General features: G+C 38.2%; 14 protein-coding genes. 10 read left to right on the top strand and 4 right to left on the bottom strand.

What is annotated here, in order from left to right; genetic code table 11:
• Positions 1-131: 131 nt before the first annotated feature.
• Together FM071_RS02725 and FM071_RS02720 are read left to right on the top strand one after the other, a co-directional pair.
• Entirely contained in the window at positions 132-2,183 is a 2,052-nt protein-coding gene (locus FM071_RS02725; RefSeq protein WP_193111503.1) for a TonB-dependent receptor, read from the top strand.
• A complete protein-coding gene (locus tag FM071_RS02720) occupies positions 2,177-3,514 on the top strand; it encodes a PepSY-associated TM helix domain-containing protein (RefSeq protein WP_193111502.1) in 1,338 nt (445 codons plus the stop codon). The genes FM071_RS02725 and FM071_RS02720 overlap by 7 nt, the downstream gene beginning before the upstream one ends.
• A 44-nt stretch (positions 3,515-3,558) precedes the next feature.
• On the opposite strand, the gene FM071_RS02715 is transcribed toward FM071_RS02720, so the two are convergent.
• The 4 genes from FM071_RS02715 to FM071_RS02700 all read right to left on the bottom strand — a co-directional run bounded on the left by FM071_RS02715 (position 3,559) and on the right by FM071_RS02700 (position 7,242).
• On the bottom strand, positions 3,559-4,296 hold the full coding sequence (locus FM071_RS02715) for a TonB family protein (protein ID WP_193111501.1): 738 nt from the start codon (positions 4,294-4,296) through the stop codon (positions 3,559-3,561).
• 35 nt (positions 4,297-4,331) lie between these two features.
• Positions 4,332-5,507, bottom strand: coding sequence for an ammonium transporter (locus tag FM071_RS02710; RefSeq protein WP_193111500.1), 1,176 nt, complete (start codon positions 5,505-5,507; stop codon positions 4,332-4,334).
• Positions 5,508-5,519: 12 nt separating this feature from the next.
• Positions 5,520-5,858, bottom strand: a complete 339-nt coding sequence (locus FM071_RS02705) for a P-II family nitrogen regulator (protein WP_193111499.1) — start codon at positions 5,856-5,858, stop codon at positions 5,520-5,522.
• Between the two features lie 79 nt (positions 5,859-5,937).
• Complete coding sequence (locus tag FM071_RS02700; protein WP_193111498.1) at positions 5,938-7,242, bottom strand: ammonium transporter; 1,305 nt, start codon at positions 7,240-7,242, stop codon at positions 5,938-5,940.
• Between the two features lie 184 nt (positions 7,243-7,426).
• On the opposite strand from FM071_RS02700, the gene gyrA reads away from it, so the two are divergent.
• Genes gyrA through FM071_RS02660 form a run of 8 tightly spaced genes read left to right on the top strand, consistent with a single transcriptional unit; the run spans position 7,427 to position 15,602 of the window.
• Entirely contained in the window at positions 7,427-9,910 is a 2,484-nt protein-coding gene (gene gyrA, locus FM071_RS02695) for a DNA gyrase subunit A (protein ID WP_193111497.1), read from the top strand.
• Between the two features lie 59 nt (positions 9,911-9,969).
• Positions 9,970-10,542 (top strand): LPP20 family lipoprotein, encoded by a 573-nt coding sequence (locus FM071_RS02690; RefSeq protein ID WP_193111496.1) that lies wholly within the window; start codon positions 9,970-9,972, stop codon positions 10,540-10,542.
• Positions 10,491-10,910: a hypothetical protein gene (locus FM071_RS02685; protein ID WP_193111495.1), complete on the top strand. Its 420-nt coding sequence runs from the start codon at positions 10,491-10,493 to the stop codon at positions 10,908-10,910. Before FM071_RS02690 ends, FM071_RS02685 begins: the two co-directional genes overlap by 52 nt.
• A 21-nt stretch (positions 10,911-10,931) precedes the next feature.
• Entirely contained in the window at positions 10,932-12,074 is a 1,143-nt protein-coding gene (locus FM071_RS02680) for a sigma-54-dependent transcriptional regulator (RefSeq protein WP_193111494.1), read from the top strand.
• Between the two features lie 8 nt (positions 12,075-12,082).
• A complete protein-coding gene (locus tag FM071_RS02675) occupies positions 12,083-13,108 on the top strand; it encodes an aspartate-semialdehyde dehydrogenase (RefSeq protein ID WP_193111493.1) in 1,026 nt (341 codons plus the stop codon).
• Position 13,109: 1 nt separating this feature from the next.
• A complete protein-coding gene (locus tag FM071_RS02670; RefSeq protein WP_193111492.1) occupies positions 13,110-13,628 on the top strand; it encodes a YqhA family protein in 519 nt (172 codons plus the stop codon).
• A gap of 11 nt (positions 13,629-13,639) precedes the next feature.
• On the top strand, positions 13,640-14,674 hold the full coding sequence (gene hemE, locus FM071_RS02665; RefSeq protein ID WP_193111491.1) for a uroporphyrinogen decarboxylase: 1,035 nt from the start codon (positions 13,640-13,642) through the stop codon (positions 14,672-14,674).
• Positions 14,643-15,602, top strand: coding sequence for a radical SAM protein (locus FM071_RS02660; RefSeq protein ID WP_193111490.1), 960 nt, complete (start codon positions 14,643-14,645; stop codon positions 15,600-15,602). The genes hemE and FM071_RS02660 overlap by 32 nt, the downstream gene beginning before the upstream one ends.

Below are 15,602 nucleotides of genomic sequence, written 5' to 3'. Positions count from 1 at the left end.
CACTTTTACAAACACTTGATTGAGCACATTGCATTTGTGTACACATTTTTGATGCACATCAGAATCATTTAACGCTTTTGTAACAATTTTTTTATACTATTTTAAAAATTTATTAAAAAATTGGAGTACAAATGAAAAAAAGAATATTGGGGATTTCTTTAATAGCATCTGCTTTATTAGCAGATAGTGTTGTTCAAATTGCACCCGTTAGTGTAACAGCAACTGGTGTTGACGAAAATGTTATTGAACAACCCTTAAGTATTGCAACAAAAGATGAAAAAGAGATAAAGTTAGACCAGGTAATTTACCAAAAAGATTTACTGAACTCTTTAAGTGGTGTAAGAATTGAGCAGACCGGCTCAGTTATTGGTCATATGACATCGATTCGTATGCCAATGGGGACGGGCCCTTATTATCTATTTATGCAAGATGGTATTCCAGTCCAATCAAGTGGATTTTTTAATCATAATGGCTTAGCTTATACAACTTATCAGTCTGCATCTTCTGTTGAAGTGTTAAAAGGGGCTGGAACTGCTCTTTATGGTTCTGATGCTGTTGCCGCTGTTATAAATGTTGAGTCTGCAAAAAAACCATCTAAAACACAAGAGATATTTATTAAAGGTATGGGTGGGAGTTATGGCTATATTACTGGTGGTGTAGAAGCAAGCGACACCCTAGATAAAGACAATGCTTATCGTGCCAATGCTTCGTATATGCACTCAAAAGGTTGGAGGGATCACACAAAAGCAGATAGAGCGGAAGCCAATATCCGATATGATCATACTTTCAATGATGACAATGATGTTAAAGTTCTTTTTAATTTCTCAAAAACAGATGCTGAGCAAGCAGATAGTTTTAATGACTATGCAAACATCGAAAATGGTTCAACAGCGGCAAGTGATGATCCAAACTACTTCACAGCTTTACAAAAAACAGATGTAAAACGAAAATTTGACTATGCTAAAATAAGTGCAGAGTTTAGCAACTATTCCTATAATGATCTAGAGATAACTATGACGCCATATATTAGATATAACAGGAATAGATATATCGCAACATGGGAGAAGAACCTTCCAAGTAATGATAATGAACTCTATACTCTGGGGTTTTTACAAAGAAATACTTATGAGAAAAACTGGGGGAAAGTAATCTTTGGTTTTGATAGCGAATATACAAAATCATCATTAAAATATAACCAAGACTTCAATGTAACAACAACGGGATGGGGTGCTACAACATATACAAAAGGTGCTTTATATGATTATGATGTAGATTATTTTGCTATTGCTCCTTATGTACATGTAGATTATATGGTTACAGATACATTAAAATTATCTCCAGGGTTAAGATATGATTACAATAGCTATGACTATACCAATAATTTAGCTCAAAATTCACAAGACAGTTCAGGTACATATTATAGACCTGCAAATAGAAAAGATTCCTATAATCATCTCAGTCCAAAGCTTGCACTCTCTTATATGCCACAAAGAGATCTAAACTTATATATTCGTTATGCAAATGGATTTAGAATTCCACAAGCTACAAGACTCTACTCAGTCAAAGTAGGTTATGAAAATATTAATCTTGATGCAGAAAAATCAAATACTTATGAAATTGGTCTAAAGAAAAGTTTTTCTAACAAATCTTTTCTTGAATTAGCTGCCTACTATATGACAATTGATGATACTATTGTAAGGGATTCAGCTACCGGTGGCTATAGAAATGGTGGTGCGAGTATACATAAAGGGATAGAAGCCTCACTTAGATCTGAGATAACAAAAGAGTTTGAAACAAGTATAAGCTATTCATATTCTAAACATAATTATGATAATGATCCTACGTTTGGAAACAATGAAATTTCAGGAGCTCCAAATACACTTGCCAATGCAAGACTATTTTATCTACCAAAGTATTTAAAAGGTTTAACGGCAATGGCGGAATGGCAATATGTAGGTTCTTATTGGATGGATGACGCACATACGGTAAATAAATATAATGGTTATAGCATTGGAAATTTAAAAGCTAACTATGTCTATTCTAAAAAATTAAGAATTTTTACAAAAGTAACCAATTTTACAGATAAAAAATATGCTGTTAATGCTAGATATGCTTATGGAAAAGAGGATTATACACCTGCTGATCCTAGAAGTTTTTATGCAGGGATTGAGTATAAATGGTAAAAGCGTATAAACTTCATAAAATCTCAGGGATAAGCGCTGGCGTTATTCTCCTTATTCTTTCAATCAGCGGCTTTTTTCTTGATCATGACAAATGGGGTTTTTTGTACACTACTACTTTTAGTAGTGTACCATCACACATAAAAGGTTCTGAGAAAAGACTTTTTAATGCTTACTATAAAGATACTGAAAATCCACAGCATATAATTGTTGGAGGACATAGAGGTCTTTTTGAGAGTTTTAATAATGGTGAAAAATTTTCAAAAATATCATCTTTACAAATTTTAGCAATTATTCCATTTCAAAAGCAACTCTATCTTGCCACTTCTGATGGAGTTTATAGTTATAACAAACAAATTTTAAAAAGACTCGCACTACAAAACAACTATATTACAGCACTAAGTATCTCTCAAAACAAGATTATTGCTGTAATTGACAAAGAAAAACTTATAGTGCTTAATAGAAAAAATTTAGTCATTCTGAATGAAACAGTTGTAAAGATCAATAAAGAAGAGTTGCAAGAAGATATAAAATTATCTCGTTTTATTCGAGATCTACATTATGGACGGGGGCTGTTTGATGAAAACACTTCATTGATTATAAATGATTATGGTGCTATTGCATTAATTTATTTGTCATTAACTGGATACATTATTTGGTTTTTAATAAAACAAAAGAAATCCCCTAAAATATCTAGAAAACTCATTAAAACACATGCAAATATCTTTGCAGTTATCGCGACAGTTCCGTTGTTTTTTTTGGCTGTTACGGGTATATTTTTAGATCATTCATCAGGTTTAGCAAAATTCATGAACTCAATAACACTTCCTCATTCAGTATTGCCACCTATTTACAATTCACTTCGTAGTGATATCTGGTCAGTAGATTTTGATGGACAAATATATAGAGTGGGTAATCGTTATGGCATTTATAGTAGTAAAAATCTTAAGGATTGGAAACTTGAGAACAGAGAATTTGCATATAAAATGATTCGACAAGATAAGGTTTTATATATAAGCGGAATGGGTGCACCAAATAGAATTTATAAAGAAAATAAATTTAATATATTGCCAAAGGCTCCACATATGTTTCGTGATATATTTATTGAAAACCATACTCTGAAATATTTTTCGAGTATGCAAAAAAAGTTTCCTCTTCCGAAATTTTCCAACATAACACTTTATACGCTTTTGCTAACGTTGCATGATGGTACATTTTTCAGTTCTTGGTGGATATGGGTCAATGATTTTGCTGCAATATCGCTTATTTTATTAGTTATTACGGGAATCATAAGATGGAATCAGAGGAAAAGAAAAAATTTGCAGTCCATATAAATTGAGTTTTTTGCATGGCTGTTTGGAATATTTAAAGTGATTAATTACTGCAGTTTATAATCAATCGGCACAGTCAGAGTCAAAGCTTCATCCGGTTTTGGGAATTTACCTGACAAGTTTTCAAGTGTTTTTACAGCGCCACGTGAGAGGACATCACTTTTTGAAGATACAATTTCAATATCAGTAACCTCTGCATTCGTTTTTAGTGTAAATTTCACAATTACCTCGCCTTCTATACCTCTTTTTCTTGCACGTCTTGGATAAGAAAGGTTTTTCTGCAAAAGTTTTGCGATTATGGCGAGATTTTTCTCTGTATACACCTGTTCTTTAGATGGGTGGGAGCAGCAGGCTAAAGGACAGTCTTCCTCTTTTTGCACACCTTTTGTTGGGACAGGAAGAACAGTTTTTTCTTCTGGCTCTTTTACTGTTTCTTTCTCTTTTTGAACTTTATTCTGTGGGGCTTCTTTTACAGGTTTGGTTTCAGGGACTTTCGTCTTCTTTTTTGGCACCACTTTTTCTTTTTTAACAGACTTCTTTTTAGGTGGTGGCTTTTTATGAACACTCTTTTTTATTGCAGGCTTTTTTTGTGAAACAACTGCTGTCTCTTTTTTTATCTTTGGTTGACTTGTCAAGGTGCCAAGACTTATGCAGATTCTCTTTTGAGGTGATGATTTCTTGGAGAATAAACTTTCACTGACCGTTTTATAAGTATATATAAAAGCAGCCAGCAAAAGAGAGTGAATAACAAGAGAAAAAAGAAGAGACTTTGTATGTTTATTCATAAATGCATCGTATCAAAATCTCTGTTACATTAGTGTTAAATTGCGCGTTTGAACTCAGGATATGCTTCAACACCAACTTCATTGACATCAAGTCCTTCAACTTGAACATCATCTTCTGCTCTAAATTTCACGAATTTATTGATGACAAAAATAACTGCATAGGAGCTCACAAATGCGAACAGTGCAACAACTACAATGCCTTTTAACTGATCTACAATAGAAACACTCTCAACAAAAATACCCACAGCGAGCGTTCCCCAGATACCGTTTATCAAATGCACAGAAAGTGCTCCGACAGGATCATCGAGTCTCAATTTATCAAACATAGGGACAGCAAATACAACAAGAGCTCCACCTATGGCACCGATGAGTATCGGCGTGTACATATCGTAGAGATCCGGTCCGGCAGTAATGGCAACAAGCCCGCCAAGAGCACCGTTAAGAATCATCGTAATATCTAAAAGCCTATAGCGCATATACATAATGGCAGCTGCGATGATTGCACCGGCAAGACCTGCCGTATTTGTATTCATGATCGTTTTTGCAACCGTATTTGCATTTTCAACAGAGGAGATGGAACCGACACTCCCGCCATTGAAGCCGAACCATCCTATCCATAAAACCATAGCGCCAAGGACAACAAGCGGAACATTTGAAGCCGGTATAACTCTGATATTTCCGTTTTTGTATCTTCCTTTACGCGGCCCTATAATAAGTATAGCAGCCAAAAGCGCCCAACCGCCTGTCGAGTGAATAACTGTCGAGCCTGCAAGATCATACATATTGAGATCCAAAACCGTATCTTTGAGCAGATCGGCTCCCCATGAGATATTCACGACAAGAGGATAGATAACTGCCGCCATGACAACGGTAAATATCATCAATGGAATAATTTTTACACGTTCACTGACTCCGCCGCTCATGATATTGACAGTTTTACCGACAAATGCCATTTGAAACAAAAATGCTGCCCAGATACTCATGGAACTGTTCTCCCATGAGCCAAATGCAATTGTATAACCTATAAGTAAAAAAAACATAGAAGCAACAGCATAGATCATCGTATTGACCGTTAACACGGAAGAGACATTCTTCGTTCGAACAAGTCCCGCTTCAAGCATCGCAAAGCCAGGCACCATAAAAATGATAAGTACCATTGCAAAAAGTGCAAAAAAAGTGTCTATGATGTATTTAAAATCAGCTTCAGACATTAACTAACCTTTCTAAATAGCTTCTTCGTCAGTTTCACCTGTACGGATTCGAATGATTTTTTCAATATCGCTAACGAAGATTTTACCGTCACCGATTTTTCCAGTTCTTGCAGCTTCAACGATGGTTACAGTAACCTGTTCTACCATCTCTTCGGCAACAACCATTTCCATTCTGATCTTTGGCAAAAAATCAACTACATATTCTGCCCCGCGATAGAGTTCACTATGGCCTTTTTGACGACCGTAACCTTTTACTTCACTCACTGTCATCCCATCAATGCCAATTTCAGCAAGAGCATCTTTTACATCTTCTAATTTAAATGGTTTTATAACCGCTTCTACTTTTTTCATCTATTTACTCCAAAAAAATCTATTTTTAAATTGTAACCATATTTACTTACAAAATCAACATACCAATCTCAAAAAGAGATTAGTTGTTGATATACTTCTCACCATGAACCGATTCATCAAGTCCCATAGACTCATTCTCTTCATCTACACGGCTTCCACCTGTAAGTGCAGTCGCTATATAATAAACAACTACAGTACCCACAAGTGTAAATATACCGACGACGACAACTGATTCTACTTGGATCATAAACTGTCCCATTCTGTCACCAGACTCTTTAAGTGGTCCGTCCCATAGCAAGTCATTGTCTTTAAGTGCAAGAAGACCCGTTGCAAGTGCACCGAAAAGTCCTGCTAGGAAGTGAACACCAAATGCATCAAGAGAATCATCATATCCAAGTTTTTTCTTCAACACTGTAACTCCCCAGAAAGCGAACAATGTACCAACGATACCAACAATGAAAGCTCCACCAATGCCTACAAAACCTGCTGCAGGTGTAATAGCGACAAGTCCGGAAACAGCACCTGTAGCAATCCCTAAAAGTGTAGGTTTTTTATAAACGAACCACTCAGCAAGCATCCACGTAATAGCTGCTGCAGCAGTAGCGATAGTAGTTGTTAACAGTGCTACACCGGCAATAGCATTTGCACCAAATGCAGATCCTGCATTAAATCCATACCAACCAAACCATAATAAAGCTGCACCAAGTGCTGTCAAAAGAACAGTTGCAGGCTTCATAGCAGTTTTAGGGTATCCCGCACGTTTGCCGACTAAGAGAGCTAGAACGAGACCGGCTAAACCACCATTCATGTGTACAACAGTACCACCGGCAAAGTCTAAAGCACCGGCATCAAAAAGAAGTGCACCGTCTCCACCCCACACCATGTGAGCGACAGGAGCATAAACTACAAGTCCCCAGATTGCCACAAAAACCAACCACGTTGAATATTTGATACGTTCAATAACCGAACCAGATGCAATAGCAACGGTAATAGCAGCAAAAGTACCTTGAAATGCAACAAAAACATATGTAGGATACGTTCCGCTAAGGTCCGTCCATTTGATACCGTCTAACATTACATTACCAAGTCCGCCCATTATGTTTTGGACAGCAGCAGAATCAGCTGTACCGAATGCTATCGAATATCCCGCAACAATCCAAACAACAAAGGCAACTACGAATGCTCCAAAAACCATTGCATAAGTATTAAGCACATTTTTGCTTCGCGTCATACCAGCATAAAAGAGTGCCAGACCTGCAGGTGTCATAAGCAACACTAATGCAGTAGACATCATCATCCATGCTGTATCCCCCGTATCCAATGTATCTTCTGCAAATACAAATGTTGGTAAAGCAAATAAAAATGCTATAAACCCCTTCTTCATAAAAAAATCCTTTATTTTTAATTTTCAAGACGCAGTATGACACAAATCATACTCGAAATTATTATTTAATTGATTAATTTTTAATCACTATCTATTTCTTAAAAAGATAAGCCCTTTAAACATTTTCTTAAGTCTTTATTAGATACTATATTCAGATTTTATTTTTAATTACTAGGGTGTTTGAATGAGCGATTTGCTAAATAACGACGATATACATACTATTAACATTGAAGAGACGCTTCAAAATAGTTATCTTGATTACTCTATGAGTGTCATTGTGGGACGTGCTTTACCTGATGTAAGAGATGGCCTTAAACCTGTTCATAGAAGAATTCTCTATGCTATGGACAAGCTTAACCTTTCTCATGGTGCAAAATATAAAAAATCAGCCCGTATAGTTGGTGATGTTATTGGTCAGTACCACCCACATGGTGATACTGCTGTATATGATGCACTGGTTCGTATGGCGCAAGACTTCTCGATGAGAATGGAACTCGTTGACGGGCAAGGAAACTTCGGTTCTGTTGACGGTGACTCCGCTGCGGCAATGCGTTATACAGAAGCACGTATGACAAAATATGCAGGCGAACTGCTCAAAGACCTGGACAAAAACACTGTCAATATGATAGACAACTACGATGCGACAACAAAAGAACCTGATGTTATGCCGACACGTGTGCCGAATCTTCTCATTAATGGTTCAAGCGGTATCGCTGTTGGTATGGCTACGAACATCCCTCCCCATAACCCGACAGAAGTGCTCAACGGTCTCAAAGCTCTTTTAGCCGATCCAGATATCTCATTAAATGAGCTGATGGAGCACATCAAAGCACCTGACTTTCCAACGGGTGGTATCATCTTTGGTAAAAAAGGCATCATGGATGCGTATGAAACAGGACGCGGCCGCATAAAAGTTCGTGCAAAGACACATATTGAACAAAAAGCGAAGAAAGAGGTTATCGTTATCGATGAACTCCCTTATCAAGTCAACAAAGCGCGTCTCATTGAAAATGTTGCCAACCTTGTAAAAGAGAAGCTCATAGAAGGCGTCTCAGAAATAAGAGACGAATCTGACCGTGACGGTATGCGCGTTGTCATCGAGCTTAAACGTGATGCAATGAGTGAGATCGTTTTAAACAACCTTTTCAAACAGACAGCTATGCAGGTGACCTTTGGTATCATCATGCTATCTATATTAAACCAAGAGCCTAGAATTTTCGGTATCATTGATATACTCAAGCACTTTATCAACCACCGTAAAACCATCATTATCCGTCGTACTATCTTCGATCTTGAAAAAGCAAAAGCACGTGCGCATATTTTAGAAGGTCTCAAAAAAGCAATCGACATCATCGATGATGTCATTCGTGTTATCCGTGCTTCAAACAATGAAGAAACAGCAAAAGAAAATCTTGTAACTGAATTTGATTTCTCAGAGATCCAGGCAGCAAGCATCGTTGCTATGCGTCTTGGCCGCCTTACAGGTCTAGAGATAGAAAAAATCGAAAATGAACTTGCAGAACTAATGAAACTCATTGAGTACCTTGAGTCAATTCTAAAAAGCGAAGAAGTACTCCACGGCATTATCGCTGAAGAGTTTGATGAAGTTTTGGAAACATATACGACACCAAGAAAAACTGAGATAGAAGATGACTATGATGACATCGATATTGAAGATCTCATTCCAAATGAGCCTATGGTCGTCACTATTACACACAGAGGATACATCAAACGTGTACCGCTTGCATCTTACGAAAAACAAAAACGCGGTGGTAAAGGCAAAACGGCTGTAACAACATATGAAGACGACTTTATTGAAAATTTCTTTACATGTAACACGCATGACACTCTTCTCTTTGTGACCGACAGAGGACAACTCCACTGGCTTAAAGTTTACAAAATTCCTGAAGGCAGCAGAACAGCCAAAGGAAAAGCAGTTGTTAATCTCATAAATCTCCAAGCAGATGAGAAAATCCAATCTATTATCCCTACAACAGATTTCTCTGATGAAAAATCTTTAGTATTCTTTACGAAAAAAGGTGTTGTCAAACGAACAAATCTTAGTGAATTCAGCAATATAAGAAGTAATGGTGTCCGTGCTATCGTTCTTGATGAAGGTGATGAGCTTATTACTGCAAAAATAGCTGATCAAGAAGTGAAATATCTCTTTATCGTAACAAAACTTGCGCAGTGTATCAAGTTTGAAATTGACAAAACTCGTGAACAAGGCCGTTCGACACGTGGTGTTCGCGGTATCAAATTCAAGCATGAGGGTGATGAAGTCGTCGATGGTAATATCATCAAAAATGATGAGCAAGAAATCCTTATTGTTGCAGAAAAAGGAATCGGAAAACGTACGGATGCAGGTGAATATCGCCTTACAAACCGTGGCGGAAGCGGTGTGATCGCGATGAAAATGACTCCAAAAACAGGTAAGCATATCATTGGTTCCCTTATGGTAGATGAATCAATGGACATGATGGCACTTACAAAAGCTGGTAAAATGATTCGTGTCGATATGCAAACCATCTCTAAATCAAGCCGTAACACTTCCGGTGTTTACATTGTAAAAGGTGATGATGTCGTCAGTATTTCACGCTGTCCGAAAAAAGAAGAGGAAGAGGAAGAAGAAGCGACGAACGATTCACCAACACTAGAGTTGGAATAGTACTTGCTTAATAATTCTCAACAAAATAGGAGTTTACTATGCTCCAACAAGGATACTCAATGAAATACTCTTTAGTATTAGCAGCACTTTTGAGTGTTGCATCATTTGCAGCAGATAAAGATGAAGCAAAAACAACACAAGTTGCTCCAGCACCTTCTACCATTACAGTAGTTTGTCCGACAGGAAACTGTATGAAACCGGCAGAACCAAAAAAGCCGGAGATTCAGAAGGTTGAAGTTATCAACCCTGTAGAGATTTCAAAACCGATTGAAATTGCAAAACCGGAAGTTGAAGAAAAACCTGAACCAAATCTTGATACAAATCATGATCTTCTTATCAGCGTTGTCGGTCAGGGTGTTGCACCAGTGAACACATCATCTCCGGCACAAGCTTACGCACTTGCCAAACGTGCTGCAGTCGCTGATGCTTACAGACTTATTGCAGAAAAGGTAAAAGGCGTTCGTATCGACGGTCAAGATCTGATCAAAAACATGATGGTAAAACGTTCCACTGTTAGAACATCCGTTCAGGCAATGGTTCGAAATGCAAATATCGTTGAGACGACTTTCAAAGAGGGATTATGCGAAGTAGAGATGGAGATCACTCTTTCACGTTCTCAATTTCCTCAATAATTCTTTTTGCCCTGCTCTTTTCATCTGCACTTTTTGCAGATGAATACCTTATATCCTATCGTTATTCTGTTAAAGACGCAGCTCTTTACAACGAGACACTCTTTATTTCAAAAGCTATGAAAAAATGCAAAGGAAAACCTTCTAATTTTCTCATTTTAGATCCTCAAAAATCCGATAACTTAAAAGATATTTTACTCGCAAACAAAGAAGAGTTTAGCGATTTTTTATATAAAATAGGGCTCAATATAGACCACCAGGAAAAAACTTCTAACAGCGTAAATCACTCTACTACCGTACTTACACTCAAAACAACATGTTTCAAAGTCGACTTTAATGATAATTCTGTTAAAATTGCACCTTTAAAATAGGTGTGTAAATAGGACTTTTTAGTGAAAATTGCCATAGTCGAAGACGATATCAATATGCGTAAATCTCTTGAGATTGCTATGGGCGATTACAAAGAGTTTGAAGTAAAGACATTTAAAAATGCCAAAGATGCGCTCAAAGGTCTCGATGATACTTTTGATCTTGTCATTACAGATATCAATATGCCGGGGATGGACGGAATAGAGTTTGTAAAAGAACTCGGCGGTCGTTTTGAAGTCATCATAATGACAGGGAATGCAACACTTTCACGTGCAATTGAGTCCATTCAGCTTGGTGTTAAAGATTTTTTACTCAAGCCTTTTGATATCGACACACTTATTGCAGCAATAAAGCGTGAAGAGACTGTCCAAAAAGTCAAAAAAAGTGCAAAAAGAACAGCTAAAAAGACTACAGATGATTTTTTAGGTTCATCTGCAGCACTGCAGCAAGCACTGAAAGTTGCCGATAAAGCAAGTAAAACAGATGCCAGTATCTTACTGCTCGGAGAAAGCGGTGTAGGAAAAGAGGTTTTTGCCTCATACATTCATAAAAACTCACCAAGGGCGAAAAAACCTTTTGTCGCTATCAATATGGCAGCTCTTCCTGACAATCTCATAGAGAGTGAGCTTTTTGGGTTTGAAAAAGGTGCTTTTACTGATGCAACAGAAGCAAAGGCAGGACAGTTTGAACTTGCAAACGGCGGCACGCTCTTTTTAGATGAAATAGGTGAAATGCCCTACGGTGTGCAGGCAAAACTCTTACGTGCACTGCAAGAAAAAGAGGTGCGTCGTCTTGGCTCATCAAAGAGCATCAAGATAGACATCCGTGTTGTTTCTGCAACGAATGCAGATCTGCATAAAAAAATTGACAATGGTGAATTTCGAGAAGATCTTTACTACAGACTCAATACGATTCCCTTGCAGATTCCACCATTGCGTGAGCGTAAAAATGAGATACTAGAGATTGCTAATGCTGTCTGTGCACAAAACTGTACAAAATATGGATTTGAAGAGAAAAGCTTTTCAAAAGAAGCACAAAGCGAACTGCTTGATTACAACTGGCCGGGAAATATACGTGAACTTATCTCAGTCGTTGAGAGAGCTGTCATTCTCAGTGAAAACAAAGAGATACAAAAAGATGAACTCTTTTTAGATATTAGAAAATAGGAGAAAATTTGAAAAAATACAATGTAGCCGTTGTCGGTGCAAATGGAGCAGTAGGAGAAGAAGTCCTTCGTATACTTGAGGAGATAGACTTTCCTTTGGCAAAACTAGTGCCGTTGGCAAGTTCAAGAAGTGCAGGTACAAAAATAGATTTCAATGGTGAAGAACTCACTATCTTAGAACTTACAAATGAAATCTTTGAACAAGAAGATGTTGAGATCGCGATCTTTTCAGCGGGCGGCAGTGTAAGTGCAGAGTTTGCACCGGCAGCTGTCAAAGCAGGCGCTGTTGTCATCGACAATACAAGCCACTTCAGAATGCAGGAAAATGTTCCTTTGGTAGTTCCTGAAGTAAACCCTGAAGATATCAGCAAATGGAGAGAGACAGGTATTATCGCTAATCCGAACTGCTCAACTATCCAGATGGTTCAGGCACTAAAACCACTTGACAATGCCTATGATCTCGTTCGCGTTGATGTTGCGACATACCAAGCGACCAGCGGTGCAGGAAAATCTGCAATGAAAGAGCTTGTCAATCAGATGCAGGCATTCTTTGCTTTTAAACTCGATGAAGCGGAGATCAAAGCTTTCAATCAACAGATCGCACTCAATGTCATTCCTCAAATCGACAAGTTTACGGAAAACGGCTTCACAAAAGAAGAGATGAAAATGGTCAATGAAACAACGAAGATCATGCACAAAGAAATTCCTCTAAGTGCAACATGTGTACGTGTTCCTGTGCTTCGCGGTCACTCGGAAGCCTTAACACTGACATTTGACTCAGAAGTAAGTGCAAACGAAGCGAGAGAGCTTTTAAGCCAAGCACCAAACATCGTTGTTGTAGATGATCCGGAACAAGAGCTCTACCCTATGCCAAAAGATTGTGTTGAGAGTAATGAAACTTTTGTCGGAAGAATCAGAGAAGATGTCTATGCACACAACATCCTGCATATGTTCGTAGTCGCTGACAACCTCCGTGTCGGTGCTGCGACAAATGCAGTAAGAATTGCCCAAAAATGGGTTGAGATGGAAGGCTAAAATGCTTGAGAAAATGTTTGAGGGCGGTCTTTGGGGCTCACGGCTTATGGTTCTTATGGCCGTTGTATTTGGTATCATCGGTGCAGTTGCACTTTTTATAGTTGCCTCTTTTGATATCTACGACACAGCCAAGCTTGTTATAAACACATATATAAACCATGCACATCCTGAACATTTTCATGAACATGTAGTCGGTGGCATCATCGGTGCAGTCGATCTGTACCTCATCGGTGTCGTTATGCTTCTGTTTTCGTTTGGACTTTATGAACTTTTCATCTCTGACATCGATATTGCACGTGAAGATGAAGTAAGAGAAAATAAAATACTATCAATCCAAAACCTCGACCAGCTCAAAGATAAAATATCCAAAGTCATCGTTATGGTCTTGGTTGTCGGTTTTTTCAAAAAAGTCGGACTTGCCAGTTACACAACTCCACTCGAGTTGCTCTATCTGGCACTTTCTATTACAGCGGTTGCTGTCGGTTTATACTTTTTAAGTAAAGTAGGACACAAACACTAATAAGGATACTAATGGGTAAGATATTTGTAGATGCATGTTTTGGAAAAGAGACTCCATACACTCCGGTATGGATGATGCGACAAGCAGGACGTTACCTGCCGGAATATATGGCTGTGAGACAAAAAGCAGGTGACTTTTTAAACCTCTGTCACAATCCTGAGATGGCTTGTGAAGTGACACTGCAACCGGTCGACATCGTTGGTGTCGATGCTGCGATCTTATTTAGTGATATTCTTGTCATTCCTGATGAGATGGGAATGGATCTCTCTTTTGTCAAAGGTGAAGGCCCTAAGTTTTCAGATCCTATCAAAAATGAAGCAGATCTCGACAGACTCATCGGCGGTGAAGAAGCAGCGAGTAAATTGACTTACGTTTATGAGACAATTGAACTTATCAAAACAAAACTCGCAGATGACAAAGCGCTCATCGGCTTTACCGGAGCGCCTTGGACACTTGCTACTTATATGATTGAAGGACAGGGAACAAAAACATACAATATCTGTAAAAAGATGATGTACTCTAATCCTGAACTGCTTCATAAGATCCTTAGAAAAGTAACAGATGTCGTCAAGTTTTATATGGAGAAACAGATTCAATCAGGCATTGATGTCGTTCAAATATTTGACTCATGGGCAGCCGCTATTGAACCAGGAAAATATGATGAATTCTCTTGGCAATATATGGTAGAAATCGCAGAATACCTTAAAGAGAAATATCCACACATTCCTGTTATCATGTTCCCTAAAGGCATTCCTGCATTTTTAGACAAAGTATATGGAAACTTCGATGTATTTGGCGTTGACTGGTCAACACCAATGGCATTTGCAAAAGAAAAACTTGGAGACAAATACGTACTTCAAGGAAATATGGAACCATGCCGTCTCTATTCTAAAGAGGCTACAACAGAGTGTGTAGAAGCCATTCAAAATATTATGCAGGGTAAACGCCATATCTTCAATCTCGGACACGGAATCCTTCCTGATGTACCGGTAGAGAATGCAAAACACTTCATTAATGAGTGTCACAGAGTCAGTGGAAAAAAATAACATCATCTTCGGCCCTATCAACTCACGCCGATTTGGTATGAGTCTGGGCATCGACCTCTCTCCGTCATTGAAACAGTGCAATTTTGATTGTCTCTATTGTGAACTTGCTCCCAGTGCTACCGTTAATAAACAAGGAAGCGTTGTCAGCGTTTCGGAGATTATAACAGAGCTGAAGAAGCATCTCAATGATAAAATCGATGTCATTACACTCACAGCGAATGGTGAACCGACGCTCTACCCTTATCTTGACGAACTCATTGATACTATAAATACCATAAAAGGCAAGACACAGACTCTCATCTTGACGAACTCTACTACATTGACAGATGAAAAAGTCTACAATTCCCTTCTCAAGCTCGATCAGGTTAAACTCTCTCTCGATGCCGTCTCTGCGGAAGTTTTTAAAAAAATAGACCGACCTCACGCAGCTATAACAATTGAAAATATCATTCAAAAGATAGAATCATTTTCAAAAGAGTACAAAGGCAAGCTTTTTATTGAGATACTCTTTGTTCATGGACTCAACGATACAGAAGAAGAGATAAAGAAACTCAACGAGGTTCTTCTCTCCATCAATGCCACAAGAATAGACCTTGGAACTATTGACAGACCTCCGGCCTACCCTGTAATGGGAATAAGTTATAAAGAGCTGCACGAACTATCTCACCTCTTTGACAGTTCTCTGCCGATTCACATAGCCTCACGCCAGCATGCAGAAGCCAATCAGACTACATATACTGAAGATGAAATTGTGAACACTTTGGACAAACGCCCCCTCACGCAAGAGGACATCGACCTTCTTTTTGATGATATCAGCAAAAAAAGGCTTGAAAAACTTGTAGCAGAAAATATCATCACTACAAAAACACTCGATAATTTAGAGTTTTTTCTCCCTGCTACCAACAGTAAGAGAAAGAAAAAGAAATAA

The sequence above is a fragment of the Sulfurimonas paralvinellae genome (assembly GCF_014905135.1).
Lineage (GTDB): Bacteria > Campylobacterota > Campylobacteria > Campylobacterales > Sulfurimonadaceae > Sulfurimonas > Sulfurimonas paralvinellae.
Note: the sequence above shows the minus strand (reverse complement) of the source record. Positions and strands in the feature narration are given on the sequence as shown.

Bases quoted from the DNA above. Each gene is read 5' to 3' on its own strand.
- hemE (WP_193111491.1), top strand. From the start codon at position 13,640: ATGGGTAAGATATTTGTAGATGCATGTTTTGGAAAAGAGACTCCATAC.
- FM071_RS02685 (WP_193111495.1), top strand. From the start codon at position 10,491: ATGCGAAGTAGAGATGGAGATCACTCTTTCACGTTCTCAATTTCCTCA.
- FM071_RS02710 (WP_193111500.1), bottom strand. From the start codon at position 5,507: ATGTCTGAAGCTGATTTTAAATACATCATAGACACTTTTTTTGCACTT.
- FM071_RS02720 (WP_193111502.1), top strand. From the start codon at position 2,177: ATGGTAAAAGCGTATAAACTTCATAAAATCTCAGGGATAAGCGCTGGC.
- FM071_RS02705 (WP_193111499.1), bottom strand. From the start codon at position 5,858: ATGAAAAAAGTAGAAGCGGTTATAAAACCATTTAAATTAGAAGATGTA.
- FM071_RS02660 (WP_193111490.1), top strand. From the start codon at position 14,643: ATGAGTGTCACAGAGTCAGTGGAAAAAAATAACATCATCTTCGGCCCT.
- FM071_RS02725 (WP_193111503.1), top strand. From the start codon at position 132: ATGAAAAAAAGAATATTGGGGATTTCTTTAATAGCATCTGCTTTATTA.
- gyrA (WP_193111497.1), top strand. From the start codon at position 7,427: ATGAGCGATTTGCTAAATAACGACGATATACATACTATTAACATTGAA.
- FM071_RS02690 (WP_193111496.1), top strand. From the start codon at position 9,970: ATGAAATACTCTTTAGTATTAGCAGCACTTTTGAGTGTTGCATCATTT.
- FM071_RS02700 (WP_193111498.1), bottom strand. From the start codon at position 7,242: ATGAAGAAGGGGTTTATAGCATTTTTATTTGCTTTACCAACATTTGTA.
- FM071_RS02715 (WP_193111501.1), bottom strand. From the start codon at position 4,296: ATGAATAAACATACAAAGTCTCTTCTTTTTTCTCTTGTTATTCACTCT.
- FM071_RS02670 (WP_193111492.1), top strand. From the start codon at position 13,110: ATGCTTGAGAAAATGTTTGAGGGCGGTCTTTGGGGCTCACGGCTTATG.